Source organism: Streptomyces sp. NBC_01408 (assembly GCF_026340255.1).
In the GTDB taxonomy this organism is placed as follows: Bacteria; Actinomycetota; Actinomycetes; order Streptomycetales; family Streptomycetaceae; genus Streptomyces.
In genome coordinates this window covers 172503-185098 of record NZ_JAPEPJ010000002.1, presented here as the reverse complement: position 1 = coordinate 185098, position 12596 = coordinate 172503, and the positions used below count along the sequence as shown (strand labels likewise).

14 protein-coding genes are annotated in these 12596 nt (G+C 73.3%); 8 read left to right on the top strand and 6 right to left on the bottom strand.

The window, feature by feature from the left end:
• Positions 1-21: 21 nt before the first annotated feature.
• The 4 genes from OG447_RS23340 to OG447_RS23325 all read right to left on the bottom strand — a co-directional run bounded on the left by OG447_RS23340 (position 22) and on the right by OG447_RS23325 (position 3228).
• Positions 22-1167, bottom strand: a complete 1146-nt coding sequence (locus OG447_RS23340) for an RNA polymerase sigma factor (RefSeq protein WP_266940107.1) — start codon at positions 1165-1167, stop codon at positions 22-24.
• A gap of 8 nt (positions 1168-1175) precedes the next feature.
• A complete protein-coding gene (locus OG447_RS23335; RefSeq protein ID WP_266939123.1) occupies positions 1176-1583 on the bottom strand; it encodes a YciI family protein in 408 nt (135 codons plus the stop codon).
• Positions 1584-1829: 246 nt separating this feature from the next.
• Positions 1830-2009, bottom strand: coding sequence for a CsbD family protein (locus OG447_RS23330; RefSeq protein ID WP_266939122.1), 180 nt, complete (start codon positions 2007-2009; stop codon positions 1830-1832).
• A 112-nt stretch (positions 2010-2121) separates the two neighbouring features.
• Positions 2122-3228 (bottom strand): PP2C family protein-serine/threonine phosphatase, encoded by a 1107-nt coding sequence (locus tag OG447_RS23325; RefSeq protein WP_266939121.1) that lies wholly within the window; start codon positions 3226-3228, stop codon positions 2122-2124.
• Positions 3229-3512: 284 nt separating this feature from the next.
• Here OG447_RS23325 and OG447_RS23320 point away from each other — a divergent pair, with 284 nt between their 5' ends.
• The gene (locus OG447_RS23320; protein ID WP_266939120.1) at positions 3513-4457 is read left to right on the top strand and encodes a tellurite resistance/C4-dicarboxylate transporter family protein; all 945 of its coding nucleotides are present in this window, start codon (positions 3513-3515) and stop codon (positions 4455-4457) included.
• Here OG447_RS23320 and OG447_RS23315 read toward each other — a convergent pair.
• A complete protein-coding gene (locus tag OG447_RS23315) occupies positions 4426-5196 on the bottom strand; it encodes a YoaK family protein (protein ID WP_266939119.1) in 771 nt (256 codons plus the stop codon). The two genes, OG447_RS23320 and OG447_RS23315, sit on opposite strands and share 32 nt — an antisense overlap.
• 60 nt (positions 5197-5256) lie before the next feature.
• On the opposite strand from OG447_RS23315, the gene OG447_RS23310 reads away from it, so the two are divergent.
• From OG447_RS23310 to OG447_RS23295, 4 genes are read left to right on the top strand one after another with little or no spacing between them, the layout of a single operon-like run.
• Entirely contained in the window at positions 5257-5709 is a 453-nt protein-coding gene (locus OG447_RS23310) for a VOC family protein (RefSeq protein WP_266939118.1), read from the top strand.
• Positions 5710-5719: 10 nt separating this feature from the next.
• Positions 5720-6406: an epimerase gene (locus OG447_RS23305; RefSeq protein ID WP_266939117.1), complete on the top strand. Its 687-nt coding sequence runs from the start codon at positions 5720-5722 to the stop codon at positions 6404-6406.
• Between the two features lie 57 nt (positions 6407-6463).
• Complete coding sequence (locus tag OG447_RS23300) at positions 6464-8758, top strand: RNA ligase (RefSeq protein ID WP_266939116.1); 2295 nt, start codon at positions 6464-6466, stop codon at positions 8756-8758.
• Positions 8759-8774: 16 nt separating this feature from the next.
• Positions 8775-9116, top strand: a complete 342-nt coding sequence (locus OG447_RS23295) for an NTP pyrophosphohydrolase (RefSeq protein ID WP_266939115.1) — start codon at positions 8775-8777, stop codon at positions 9114-9116.
• A 69-nt stretch (positions 9117-9185) separates the two neighbouring features.
• Here OG447_RS23295 and OG447_RS23290 read toward each other — a convergent pair whose 3' ends face one another.
• Positions 9186-9776: an SH3 domain-containing protein gene (locus OG447_RS23290; RefSeq protein ID WP_266939114.1), complete on the bottom strand. Its 591-nt coding sequence runs from the start codon at positions 9774-9776 to the stop codon at positions 9186-9188.
• A gap of 408 nt (positions 9777-10184) precedes the next feature.
• Between OG447_RS23290 and OG447_RS23285 the strand changes: the two genes are divergently transcribed.
• From OG447_RS23285 to OG447_RS23275, 3 genes are read left to right on the top strand one after another with little or no spacing between them, the layout of a single operon-like run.
• Positions 10185-11411 (top strand): sensor histidine kinase, encoded by a 1227-nt coding sequence (locus OG447_RS23285; protein ID WP_266939113.1) that lies wholly within the window; start codon positions 10185-10187, stop codon positions 11409-11411.
• A gap of 31 nt (positions 11412-11442) precedes the next feature.
• On the top strand, positions 11443-12105 hold the full coding sequence (locus OG447_RS23280) for a response regulator transcription factor (protein WP_266939112.1): 663 nt from the start codon (positions 11443-11445) through the stop codon (positions 12103-12105).
• Between the two features lie 51 nt (positions 12106-12156).
• Positions 12157-12531 carry a YbjQ family protein gene (locus tag OG447_RS23275; RefSeq protein WP_266939111.1) on the top strand — a complete coding sequence of 125 codons (375 nt, stop codon included), beginning with the start codon at positions 12157-12159 and terminating at the stop codon, positions 12529-12531.
• Positions 12532-12596: the final 65 nt, after the last annotated feature.

Genomic DNA, 12596 nt, shown 5'->3' with positions numbered 1-12596 from the left:
AGGAAGCGGCAGGAACGTCCGTCAGTGAGACCGGCGGGTGTTGAGCCGGGCGGCCTGGCGCGTCAGGTGGTCGCGCTCGGCGACGTTGGGGGCCTTCCGGGCCGCCTCGGCGTACAGCCGTGCCGCCGTCGCCGGGTCGCCGTCGCGCTCGTGGAGGTACGCAGCCACCGCGGTGTGGCGGGGCAGTGCGGCGTCCAGCGCCGCGAGCGCCGCCAGGCCGGCGCGCGGTCCGTCGGCCTCGCCGACGGCCACCGCGCGGTTGAGCCGGACGACCGGGCTGTCGGTCAGGCGCGCGAGCTCGTCGTACCACTCGACGATCTGCACCCAGTCGGTCTCCTCGGCGGTGGGGGCGTCGGCGTGGAGTGCCGCGATGGCGGCCTGGGCCTGGAACTCGCCCAGCCGGTCGCGGGCGAGGGCCCCTTGCAGGATCCGGACGCCCTCGGCGATCGACCCGGTGTCCCACCGCCCGCGGTCCTGCTCGGCGAGCGGCACCAGGCCGCCGTCGGACGTGGTCCGGGCGGCGCGCCGGGCGTGGTGGAGCAGCATGAGGGCGAGCAGCCCCGCCACCTCGGGGTGGTCGATCGCGGCCGCGAGCTGCCGGGTGAGCCGGATGGCCTCGGCGGCGAGGTCGACGTCGCCGGAGTACCCCTCGTTGAAGACCAGGTAGAGGACGCGCAGCACGGTGGCGACGTCGCCCGGCTGGTCGAACCGCACACCGGAGACGGTGCGCTTGGCCCGGCTGATGCGCTGGGCCATGGTCGCCTCGGGCACCAGGTAGGCCTGGGCGATCTGGCGGGTGGTCAGCCCGCCCACGGCGCGCAGCGTGAGCGCGACCGCGGACGACGGCGTCAGGGACGGATGGGCGCACAGGAAGTAGAGCTGGAGCGTGTCGTCCACCGCGGGCGCGGGCCCGGGCGCCGGTTCCTCGTCGACGAGGTCCTCACGCCGGCGGCGGGCGGTGTCGGCCCGGGTCGCGTCGAGGAACCGGCGCCAGGCCACGGTGACCAGCCAGCCCTTCGGGTCCCGCGGAGGGTCGTCAGGCCAGACGCGGACCGCCTCGACCAGCGCGTCCTGCACGGCGTCCTCGGCCGCCGCGAAGTCTGCGCCGCGGCGGACGAGGATCCCGAGCACGCTCGGCGTGAGGCTCCGGAGGAGGGCCTCGTTCACCTGAGAGGTCACTCCGTGACGGTGGGCGGCGCGGACAGGAACGGGCGCACCTCCAGCCACTCGTGGATGGGCTTCCCGCCCGCCCCGGGGGCGGCCGACAGCTCCCCGGCCAGCTCGACGGCGCGCTCGTAGCTGTCGACGTCGATCACCATCCAGCCGGCGATGAGGTCCTTGGTCTCGGCGAACGGGCCGTCGGTGACCGGCGGGCGACCCTCGCCGTCGTACCGGACGAACGTCCCCTCGGGGGCGAGTGCCTGACCGTCGACGAACTCGCCGGTCCCCTCGAGCCGGTCCGCGAAGTCGCTCATGTACTGCACGTGGGCCGAGATCTCCTCCGGCGTCCACTTGTCCATGGGCACGTCGTTGACCGGGGCCGGGGCGCCGCGGTAGTGCTTGAGCAGCAGGTACTTGGCCATCGTGCTTCTCCTCGTGCTGGTGTGACCCATTCTGGTCGCGTTCACCCCGGGGACGGAGCCAGTCACGGGTTCTCGACATCGCCGGCCGATGTATTTTTTTTTGGCTCTCGCAGATGATCTCGGGCGACGCGGACGCGGACCCCGGAGGCGGAGGCGGAGGCGAAGGCCAAGGCGGGTGCGGACACGCCCGGGCCGCGCCCGGGTGGCTGGCGGGCGCGGCCCGGGCGGATGCCGGGGGCGTCGGGGTCAGTGCTTGCCCCGTGCCTTGTTCATCTTGTCGTCGGCTTTCGCAGCCATCTCCTCGGCCTTGCCGCTCATCCGCTCGGCGCTGCCCTCCGCCTGCATGCGGTGGTCGTCCATGGCGCTGCCCGTGGACTCCTTGAGCTTGCCCTTCATCTGCTTGGCCTTTGCCTTTGCCTTGCCCATGACGAGGTGTTCCTTCCTGGGGGGAATGTGCAAGCCCACCATGCGTCCGGAGCCACCACCGTGCAATCCGTGACAAAAGCATCCATCGCAGGCTGCCCCGGGCGCCCCCCGGCTACGGCAGCCGTTCGATCGCCACCATCGCGGCGTCGTCGCCCAGGGTGTTGTCCGCCGCATGGGCGAGCAGGTCGGCGCACAGGCCGTCCAGGAGCGTGTGGGGGTCCTGGCCGAAGCGGGCGGCCGCGCGTTCCCCGAGGGGGAAGAAGGCCCCGGAGCTGTCACGGGCCTCCAGTACGCCGTCCGTGTAGAGCAGCAGGACGTCACCCACCGCGAAGCCGAACGACTGCGCGGCGACGGCGGATTCCACGAGCCCGGCGAGGCCCAGCGGCGGCGCCGGCTGGTCCACCGTGAGGGGCACGGCCCGGCCGCCGTGCAGCATCAGCGGCGGCGGGTGGCCGCAGCTGACGAGGTGCAGCACCGGCTCCCGGTCGGGGATGTCCAGGACGGCCGCGGTGATGAAGCTCTCGCCCCGGTCCTCGGGGTCGTCGAGGTCCGGGGAGACCGCCCCCTCCAGGTACGTCACCAGCGCCGGCAGATCGGCTTCCTGGTGCGCGGAAGCCCGGAAGGCCCCGAGGGCGAGGGCCGCGTCCCCGACGGCCTCCAGGCCCTTGCCGCGGACATCGCCGATGATCAGCCGGGTGCCCGTGGCCGTACGGGCGGCGGCGTAGAGATCGCCGCCGATCTGGGCCTCGGCCGCAGCGGCCAGGTACACGGACGCGACGCGCAGCGGACCGATCTGCTCGCGCAGCGGCCGCAGGACCACCTGCTGAGCGGTCTCGGCCACCGAGCGCAGCTGGATCAGCTCCTTCTCGTGCACCTCGCGGAGGTGGGCGAAGAGGGTCACGAACACCGAGATCATGATGAGCGCGGTGACCTGGAAGGTGTGGTTCAGATCGGTCAGGCTGGTCCGCACGGCGGCGACCACGACCTGGGCCAGTACGGCGACGAGCCCCACGAACCCCGTCATCCAAGGCCCCGCGAACGAAGCCGTGATGGCGGGCGCGGCGACCAGGAACGGACCCAGGTGGACCTCGGGCGGGGCGAGGATGTCGACGACGGTCACCAGGGCGATCAGTGCGAACGGGACCGCGAGCTGCGCATGGCCCGTCCTGCGCGGTCGATGACGAGGCGTACGGGTCGTACGCGGCGGCCGGAGGTCCATCCCCCCTGCATACACCGCGCGACGGCCGGAAGCCCCCAGGCCAGGCCGTCGGAAACCGGTGTTCGGGGCCTTCCCCTCCTGCCGCCGGCTCGGTGGCCCGCGCCGCCGTCCGGTCATCCGTGCGGTCGTCCGCACCCTCGTCCCCTACGGACCCGCCGGCGCCGGGGTCCGGCTCGACGAGCCGGCGGAATCGATTCGCCACGCGGTCACGGCCCCGCGGCCCGCCGGCCCCGATCACGTCCGGTCCGCTGGCGGGCCGCAGGCCGGTGGTGTCCGCTTGTGGAGTGAGCCTCCTACCAGGCCGCGACTGGTGGCGCGGGCTGCCACCGGCCGCGGGCGCCGCCGTCATGGCCACCGGAATCCTCTCGGTCGGACTGGACCTGACCGGACACGACCTGCTGTCCCTGGCCGCGCTGGCCGTCGCCGCGGCGCTGTGGTGCGTACTGGCCGCGGACTTCGCGACCCGGCTGCTGCACGACCGCGGGCGGTTCAGGGCCGAGGCCGACACCCCGGCCGCGCTGACCGCCGTCGCCGCCACCACCGTCCTCGGCGCCCGGGTGGCCGAGCTCGGCCGAACCACCCTCGCCGCCGCGCTGCTGGCGCTGGCCGCCGCCCTGTGGCCCGGCCTGCTCATCGCCGTCGTGCACCACTGGCGCCGCCGCGTGCCCGGTGCGGCCTTCCTCGTCTGCGTGGCCACCCAGGGGCTCGCCGTCCTCGCGGCCGTCCTCGCCACCGCCGGCCACCACGACTGGCTGGCCCGGGCGGCCCTGGCCGCCTTCTGCCTCGGGCTGCTGCTCTACGCGCTGGCGCTCGTACGCTTCGACTTCCGCGAGGTGTCGGGCGGCGCGGGCGACCACTGGGTGGCGGGCGGCGCCCTCTCCATCTCAGCCCTGGCCGGAGCCAAGCTGACCGCGTCACCCGTATGGACCGGCTGGGCGCACAGCGCGCTGCGCACCGTCACCCTGGTGACGCTCGCCCTGTCCCTCGTCTGGTACGTGGTCCTGCTCGGCGCCGAACTGCGCCACCCGCGGGCGCGCTACGACATCCGGCGCTGGGCCACCGTCTTCCCGCTCGGCATGACCGCCACCGCCTGCCTCTCCGCGGCCGGACCCACCGGCGTGGGCCTGCTGCGCCCCCTGGGCGAGGTCCTCCTCTGGATCGCCGTGGCCGCCTGGCTGCTGACCTTTGCCGCGCTGGTCACCTCGCGCCTGGCCGCCCGCCCGGGCTGATCCCCGTACGTGCCCGGCAGCCCAGGACCGCCACCCACACGAGCAGGACGACCGCCGTCAGCAGCGTCCACCCCGGCCCGTGACCCAGCGTCAGCAGGCCCCCGGCCAGTGCCCCGCACAGCAGGGCGCCGACCGAGACCAGGCGGCGTACGGATGCGGCTCCCCACGGGTCCACGGCCAGGCCGGTGAGGGTCCGGGTGACGACCGTGGTGGTCAGATCGGGGACGGCGAGCCGGTGCACGACGGCGTTCTGCAGTCCCATCCCGAGGGCCAGCAGGGCGACGACGGCCGACTGGCCCGCGCCCCCCGCGGTCGTCGTCGTTGCGAGGGCCGCGGCCACGAGGACGGCCTGCGCCCCCACCAGCGGCCCGAACATCAGCCGCGCCGCACGGCCGCGCCGCAGCCGGCCGGCGGCCGTCGCCCCGGCCAGGAACGCGCCCAGCGCCAGCAGGGAGGCCCAGGCGGACAGTTCCCGGTCCCCGGCCAGTGCGAAGCCGAGGAAGGCCACGTTGCCGGTCATGTTGGCGACGAAGACGTGATCGAGGCCGAGGAAGCTCACGGCGTCCACCACCCCGCTGACGAAGGTGAGTACGACCAGCAGCGGCGGCAGCACCCCGTGCGGACCCTCCGCCCCGCCCGGACCCCCCGGACCGCCCGCCCCGCCCGGGCCGTGCGGCCCCGGTGGGAAGAGCAGTGCCGCCAGCGGCCGCAGGATGCCGCGCCGGGCCGTCGACGTCATCCGATCCCTCCCTGGCCGTGTCCGGTGGCAGCCGGGGACCGGTCTCAGTAGGGTCCCGGCATGGCGTACACGTTCCAGGTGACCATCGACTCGGCCGACCCGCACCCGCTCGCGGACTGGTGGGCCGACGCACTCGGCTGGGAAGTCGAGCCGAGCGACGAAGCGTTCATCCGCGGCCTGATCGCCGCGGGCCACGCGAGCGAGTCCGACACCACGACCCACCGCGGCACCCTCGTCTGGAAGGCGGGCACCGGCATCCGCCACCCGGAGGGCCTGGACGGCGCGCCGCGGGTCCTCTTCCAGTACGTCCCCGAGGCCAAGACGGTCAAGAACCGCGTGCACCTCGACGTCCGGATCGGCTCCGACGACCCGAAGACCGTCGTCGACCGCCTGCTGGCCAAGGGCGCGACCTTCCTCCACGACGGCCGCCAGGGCCCCTTCACCTGGACCACCCTCGCCGACCCGCAGGGCAACGAACTCTGCATCTGCTACGACAACCCTGACTCCACCTAAACTGCGTCAGGTGAACGTCATCCTCTTCGGCGCGACCGGCATGCTCGGCCGGGGCGTCCTGCGCGAGTGCCTGCGCAACGACTCCGTCGACAGCGTCCTGGCCATCGGACGCACCCCGCTTGGCGTGAGCCACCCCAAACTGCGCGAGCGCGTCCAGGCGGACCCGTCCGACCTGTCCGCCGCGGAGGTCGACCCGGCCGCTTACGACGCCTGCTTCTTCTGCCTCGGCGTCTCCTCCCTCGGGATGAAGGAGGAGGCCTACCGGCGCGTCACCCACGACCTGACGCTCGCCGTGGCCCGCCCCCTGGCCGCCGCCAACCCCGGTCTGACCTTCGTGTACGTCTCCGGCGAAGGCACGGACAGCACCGAGCGGGGCCGTTCCATGTGGGCCCGGGTCAAGGGGAAGACCGAGAATGACCTGCTGGAACTGCCCTTCCGCGCATACATGTTCCGCCCCGGCATCGTCCAGCCGGTGCGCGGTGTGCCCTCCAAGACCCGGCTCTACCGTGTGCTCTACGCAGTCACCGCACCGCTGGTCCCGCTGCTGCGGCGGGTCGCGCCGAACCTCGTCATCACCTCCGACACCTTCGGTCGTGCCATGATCGCCGTCGCCACGCCCGGCACCCAAGTGCCCGGCCACATCCTGCGCCCCCAGGACATCAACCGACTGGGTGCCGCGGCGACCAGGCATAATTGACTACCGGACACCCCCTCCCGCACATGAGAATGAACCATCTCAAACCGGGAGGAACCCATGAGCCAGGAGCACCTGACTCTGCATGACCTGGTGCCCGCCCAGGCACTGGCCGAGTCGATCGCCGCCGGGTACGTGACCCGCAAGTCGCACCCCGAACTGCCGCTGTCGATCTACACGTACACGCGGACGGCCCAGTACGAAGGCGTCTGGGACCAGGTCACCACACGCTGCCGCGGACTCGTCGCCGACGACACCACCGGCGCGGTCGTCGCTCTGCCCCTCCCGAAGTTCTTCAACGTCGGCGAGCACCAGGCCGGCATGCCGTACGCACCCGCACTCCCCGACGAGCCGTTCGAGGTGTACGACAAGGTCGACGGCAGCCTCGCGGTGGTGTTCCACTACGCGGGCCACTGGCGGGTCGCCTCCAAGGGCTCCTTCATCAGCACCCAGGCGACCTGGGCCCAGCGGCGCCTCGACGGCAAGGACACCTCCGCGCTGCGCCCCGGCGTCACCTACCTCGCCGAGATCCTGTTCCCGCAGAACCGCATCGTCGTGAACTACGGCGACCGCCGCGACCTCGTCCTCCTCGCCGCCTTCGGCCGCGACGGCGCCGAGGTCCCGCTCGCCGAGGCCGCGGCCCACTGGGAGGGCATCGGCTCCGTCGTCACCGTGTGGCCGGCCATGCCCCTCGACGAGCTGATCGCGCTGACCGAGTCCAGCACCATGCCCGGCGGCGCCGCGGCCACCGGCACCGACGCCGAGGGCTTCGTCCTGCGCTTCGCCTCCGGCGTGCGCGCCAAGGCCAAGCTGTCCGAGTACGTACGGCTCCACCGGGTGCTCACCGGCGTCAACGAGCGGGACATCTGGCGCGGCTACGGCGTCCAGCGGTTCGCCGGCCTGCCCGCCAAGCGGCTCGCGCAGGGCCTGAACTGCACCGTCGCCGAGGTGGAGGCCTCGGGCGGCAAGCCGCTGGACGCGCTGCTGGAGCAGGTGCCCGACGAGTTCGACGCCTGGGTGCGCGAGGTGATCGCCCGGCTGGAGGAGCGGGCCGCGGCGCACGAGCGCGCCATCGACGAGGCCTACGCGGGCCTCGTCCACCTGGCGGCCGACCGGGGCGCCTTCGCCCGCGCGGTCAAGGAACTGCCGGACCGGGAGGTCCGCCCGGCGATGTTCCAGCGGCTCGACGGCCGGCCGACCGACCTCACCACCTGGCGCCACGTACGGCCGGAGGTGGCCGACGCGTACACCTCCGACGAGGAGGGCGCGGAAGAGCCCGCGGGAACACGCCGACCCGCTCCGGCTCCCGCGCCCGCTCCGCGCGCCGCAGTACCGGCCGCGGCCCGTCCGGCGGCCCCCGCCGTACGCGGTCCCGCCGTCCGGGATGACGCGGCGGGCGAAGCGGATGCGCAGGAGGCCCCGCTGCCCGTCGTGCACGTCATGACGGGGTTGCCGGCCTCCGGCAAGACGACCGCCGCGCGCGCCCTCCAGGCGCAGTCCGGCGGCCGGATGCGCCGGGTCAACCTGGACGACCTGCGGGCCATGCTCGACCTGCCGGACCCCGAGCGGGGCCGGTCCTTCGCACACGAGCAGACCGTGCTGGAGGTCCAGGACGCGGCGGTCCGCGCGGCCGTCGACGGCGGTTTCGACGTGGTCGTCGACAACACCCACCTGACCAAGCACATTCCGAAGCGGCTCAAGGCGGCGGTCGGCGGACTCGCCACCTTCGTCGTGCACGACTTCACCGACGTGCCGCTGGAGGAGTGCCTGCGCCGGGACGCCGCCAGGGAACGCCAGGTCGGCGAGGAGATCATCCGCATCCTGGCCGACAAGCACCAGAAGGCCCGCCAGGGCGGCTGGCGGCTGACGGCGGAGTGGATGAACGGCGGGTCCGGCGGGGCGGCCGTGCCGCCCGTGCAGCCGTACGTCCCGGACCCGGCGCTGCCCTCGGCCGTGATGTGCGACATCGACGGCACCCTCGCGCTGCTCGGCAACCGGGGGCCGTACGACTTCTTGCGCTGCGAGCTCGACCTGCTCAACGAGTCGGTACGGCACGCGCTGGACGCCTTCCGGCGGGCCGACGGCGATGTGATCGTGCTGCTGTCGGGGCGCAGCGAGGAGCACCGTCCGCAGACCGAGTCCTGGCTGCGGCGGCACGAAGTGCCGTACGACGAGCTGTGGATGCGCGCGGCCGGCGACACGCGCCGCGACGACCTGGTCAAGGCGGAGCTGTTCGACGCGCACGTACGCCACCGGTACGCGGTACGGGTCTCGCTCGACGACCGCGACCGGGTCGTGGCAGTCTGGCGCCGGATGGGCCTGCCGACCTGGCAGGTCAACTACGGCGACTTCTGACGGGCGTGACGACGGCATGCTGATCGTGGACGCGGCCAACGTGGTCGGATCGGTCCCGGACGGCTGGTGGCGGGACCGCCGCGGCGCGGCCGAGCGGCTGCGCGACCTGCTGGCGGCGCGGAACGAGGGCGAGGAGATCATCCTCGTCGTCGAGGGCGCCGCCCGGGGCGTCGAATCCGTGCCCGGGGTACGGGTGGATCCGGCGCCCGGCAGCGGGGACGACCGGATCGTGGAGCTGGCCGCCGCCCACGCGGACCGCGGCTGCGTGGTGGTCACGGCGGACCGTGAACTGCGCGAGCGGGTCCGGGCGTACGGCGTACGGTGCGTGGGACCGCGCACCGTACGCCCGGCGGACTGACCGGCGCGGCCCGGCCCCGCACACGGGCCCGTCCGGCGCCCGCGAAGGGCGCCGGACGGCGGTCAGGGGTCAGTGGCAGTACCGCACCGAGGACTGGTTCTTGACGTAGCGGGCGGCCACCCAGCGCTCCTTGTCGTACTTGCGGGTCTGCGGGTTCGGGCGGTTCTGCCAGCCGCCGTTGCCGCCGTTGCCGCCGGTGCCGCCGTTGCCCCCGGTGCCGGTCTCGCCGGTGCCGTTCTCCTCCGTGCCGTCTTCCTCGGTGCCGTCTTCGTCCGTGCTCTCTTCGTCCGTGCCCTCTTCGTCGGTCCCGTTCTCGTCGGTCCCGTTCTCCCAATCGCTCTTCTTCTCCTGCAGGCGGTACCAGATGCGGTTGCCGTCCACCGACTCGCCGTTCTTCTTGCACTCGATCTCGACCGTGCGGTTCGGGTACACCTCGCCGAGGCTCTTCGAGCGGGTGGTCGGCTTGCTACGGACCTTCAGCGGGCCGCGCGAGACGACCTTGCCGATCACGGACTTGTGGTCGGACCCGCCGACGACGGTCTCGTGCGAAGGCAGGGTGGCCATCGGCTCCTCGTCCGCGACGGCGACGCCCGCCCCGACCAGACCGAGCACCAGGCTTCCGGCGGCGAGAGCGAGGATGGTCCTGGTGGGCTTCAGCATGAGCCGGCTCCTCTACGAAGTCATCCGCCCGGCCGCGGTACGCGGCACGGGGCGGCAACCGGGGGGTTGCCACGGACGACTATGGCCATCGAGGGGCGTGCAGCCGGGATGACTCACCGCCATTTAGCCCGATATGCCCCATCCGGGGCATTGTCTGGCACCCGTACCGTGCCCCTACCGCGCCCGCTCCCTCTCCAGGGCGCGGACGAGCACGCGGCCGTGCCCGCCCCCGAACGGGCACGGCCGCGCGGCGGGGCCCGGGGGGTGGGGCCGATGCCGGCCGGTGAACCGGCGAGACGAAATCTACGGACGGACACCCCTGCCGCGCGCCCATCCAGGGATTGAAACCCGCCTACCCCTCTGGTGAGCGACCCTGTACAACCAGAGGGGTACACAAAGGGGGTTGACGTGCAGTTGTCCGCACACCCGGTGGCGGTGCGGATCCGTGCCGTGCTTCCGGCCGTCGGTGAGATCGTGTGGGCCGTGGGCTCGCTGTGGATGTCCTCCACGCTGCTCCACAACTGGGCGGATCCGGAAGGCTACTGGCGGGAGACCGACGCCCTCGCCTACGCCCTGATCGCCGCGGTCTACCTGCCGCTCGTGCTGCGCCGCCGCCACCCCCTGGCGGTCATGGTGAGTACCGGACTCTGGGTCGGCACCTACTTCACCCTCGGCTACTACCACGTGGTCGCCGTGTGCGGAATGTTCACCGCCCTCTACACGGCGGCCTCCCTGCGCCCCCGCCGGATGTCCCTCAGGTGCGCGGCCGCGACGCTCGCGGTGCTCCTGTGGGGCACCCGGCTCGCCGAGCCGGGCGGCGTCGCGATCAGCGCGGCCTTCGTGACCGTCGCCACCGTCGTCTGCTGGGTCGCCGGTGACGGTTCCCGCCGCCTGCGCGAGCTCACCCGCCAACTCCGCCTGGAGCAGGAGGAGAAGGCCCGCCGGGCGGTGACGGAGGAACGCATCCAGATCGCCCGGGAACTCCACGACGTCATCGCGCACCACGTCTCGGTGATCTCCGTCCAGACCGGACTCGCCGGATACGTGTTCTCCTCGGACCCGCCGACCGCCCGCCGCGCCCTGGACACGATCGGTGACAGCGCGCGGGAGGCCCTGGCGGAGATGCGCCGGATGCTGGTGGTCCTGCGCGAGGAGGACCCCGCCCGGGCGGCGGCGCAGGCGGCCCAGGCGGACCCCGGCGCCTCCCGGGCCTCCGGGGCCTCCGGGCTCGGGCGGCTGGACGAGCTGGTCCGGCGGGTCGGTGAGGCCGGGGTTCCCGTGGACGTGCGGATCACGGGGACGGCGTACGACCTGCCGCCCGGGATCGATCTGTGCGCCTACCGCGTGGTCCAGGAGGCGCTGACGAACGTCATCAAGCACGCTCCGGACGCCCGGACCACCGTCCGCGTCCACTACGCCGCGGACGAGGTCCGGGTCCGCGTCAAGGACGACGGGAGCGGCCGCCCGCGGCCCCGCCCTGCCGCCGCCATGCGGAAAACTGCCGGTCAGGGGTTGATCGGGATGCGCGAGCGGGCGACGATCTACCACGGCACGGTGACCGCCGAACCCGCCCCCGAGGGCGGTTTCGAGGTCAGCCTGAGGGTGCCGGTGCCACGCGCGGGGCGTGGCGCGTGAACGAACACGGACAGCGGGGGAGGGGACACGGATGCTGAGGGTGCTCGTCGTCGACGACCAGTTCCTGATCCGGTCCGGGCTGACCGCCCTGCTGGCCGCCGCCCCCGGCTTCGAGGTCGTCGGCGAGGCACAGGACGGCGAGGAAGCCGTCCGGCTCGCGGCCGAGACCCGCCCCGACGTGATCCTCATGGACGTCCGGATGCCCGGCACGGACGGCATCGCCGCCACCGAGCGGATCCTCGCCGCGCACGGGGCGGCACCCGAGCGGCCCAAGGTGCTCGTCCTGACCACCTTCGACTCCGACGAGTACGTCTTCCGGGCCATCCAGGCCGGGGCGGGCGGCTTCCTCCTCAAGGACACCCCGCCGGACCGGCTGCTCGCCGCCATCGCCACCGTGCACGCCGGCGAGATGCTCTTCAGCCCCCAGGCGCTGCGCGGGCTGATCGACGCGTACGCCGCCCCCGTCGCCCGCGCCCCGCACCCGGGCCTGGCCGCACTGACCCCGCGCGAACGCGAGGTGCTCGGTCTGGTCGGCGCCGGGCTCTCCAACCCCGACATCGCCCGGCGGCTCTTCCTCAGCGCCGCCACCGTCAAGACCCATGTGCACCGGTGCATGAGCAAGCTGGAGGTGTCCAGCCGGGCACAGGCCGTGGTCGTGGCCCACGAGTTCGGCCTCGCCGCCCGGCTGCCCTGACCCCCCGGCCTCCGGATGCGGGCGGCCGCGGGCGGCGCCAGAGTGGGTGCCATGGGTATCGAAGACTATGGCGGCGGCGCGGGGGCCCACGAAACAGGTGTCCTCGTCGTGACGACCAACGACGTCCCCGGCTACCGGGTCGAGCAGGTCATCGGCGAGGTCTTCGGGCTGACCGTACGCTCCCGCCACCTCGGCAGCCAGATCGGCGCGGGACTGAAGTCGATGATCGGCGGCGAGCTGAAGGGCCTCACCAAGACCCTGGTGGAGACCCGCAATCAGGCCATGGACCGGCTCATCGAACAGGCCAAGGCGCGGGGTGCGAACGCCGTCCTGATGATGCGCTTCGACGTGACCGACGCCGCCGACGTCGGCACCGAGGTGTGCGCGTACGGCACGGCCGTCGTGCTGGTTCCCGCCTCCGCGTAGCCCCGCACGCACCTCCCGTGTACGGAAGTCCAGGACAGCGCTCCGCTTTGTCCATGGGCCTGCCC

What these genes read in the sequence shown, in the direction of transcription:
- OG447_RS23290 (WP_266939114.1), bottom strand. Translation starts at nt 9,776, where the DNA reads ATGCTGAAGCCCACCAGGACCATCCTCGCTCTCGCCGCCGGAAGCCTG.
- OG447_RS23295 (WP_266939115.1), top strand. Translation starts at nt 8,775, where the DNA reads ATGCTGATCGTGGACGCGGCCAACGTGGTCGGATCGGTCCCGGACGGC.
- OG447_RS23335 (WP_266939123.1), bottom strand. Translation starts at nt 1,583, where the DNA reads ATGGCCAAGTACCTGCTGCTCAAGCACTACCGCGGCGCCCCGGCCCCG.
- OG447_RS23275 (WP_266939111.1), top strand. Translation starts at nt 12,157, where the DNA reads ATGGGTATCGAAGACTATGGCGGCGGCGCGGGGGCCCACGAAACAGGT.
- OG447_RS23325 (WP_266939121.1), bottom strand. Translation starts at nt 3,228, where the DNA reads ATGGACCTCCGGCCGCCGCGTACGACCCGTACGCCTCGTCATCGACCG.
- OG447_RS23330 (WP_266939122.1), bottom strand. Translation starts at nt 2,009, where the DNA reads ATGGGCAAGGCAAAGGCAAAGGCCAAGCAGATGAAGGGCAAGCTCAAG.
- OG447_RS23310 (WP_266939118.1), top strand. Translation starts at nt 5,257, where the DNA reads ATGGCGTACACGTTCCAGGTGACCATCGACTCGGCCGACCCGCACCCG.
- OG447_RS23315 (WP_266939119.1), bottom strand. Translation starts at nt 5,196, where the DNA reads ATGACGTCGACGGCCCGGCGCGGCATCCTGCGGCCGCTGGCGGCACTG.
- OG447_RS23300 (WP_266939116.1), top strand. Translation starts at nt 6,464, where the DNA reads ATGAGCCAGGAGCACCTGACTCTGCATGACCTGGTGCCCGCCCAGGCA.
- OG447_RS23280 (WP_266939112.1), top strand. Translation starts at nt 11,443, where the DNA reads ATGCTGAGGGTGCTCGTCGTCGACGACCAGTTCCTGATCCGGTCCGGG.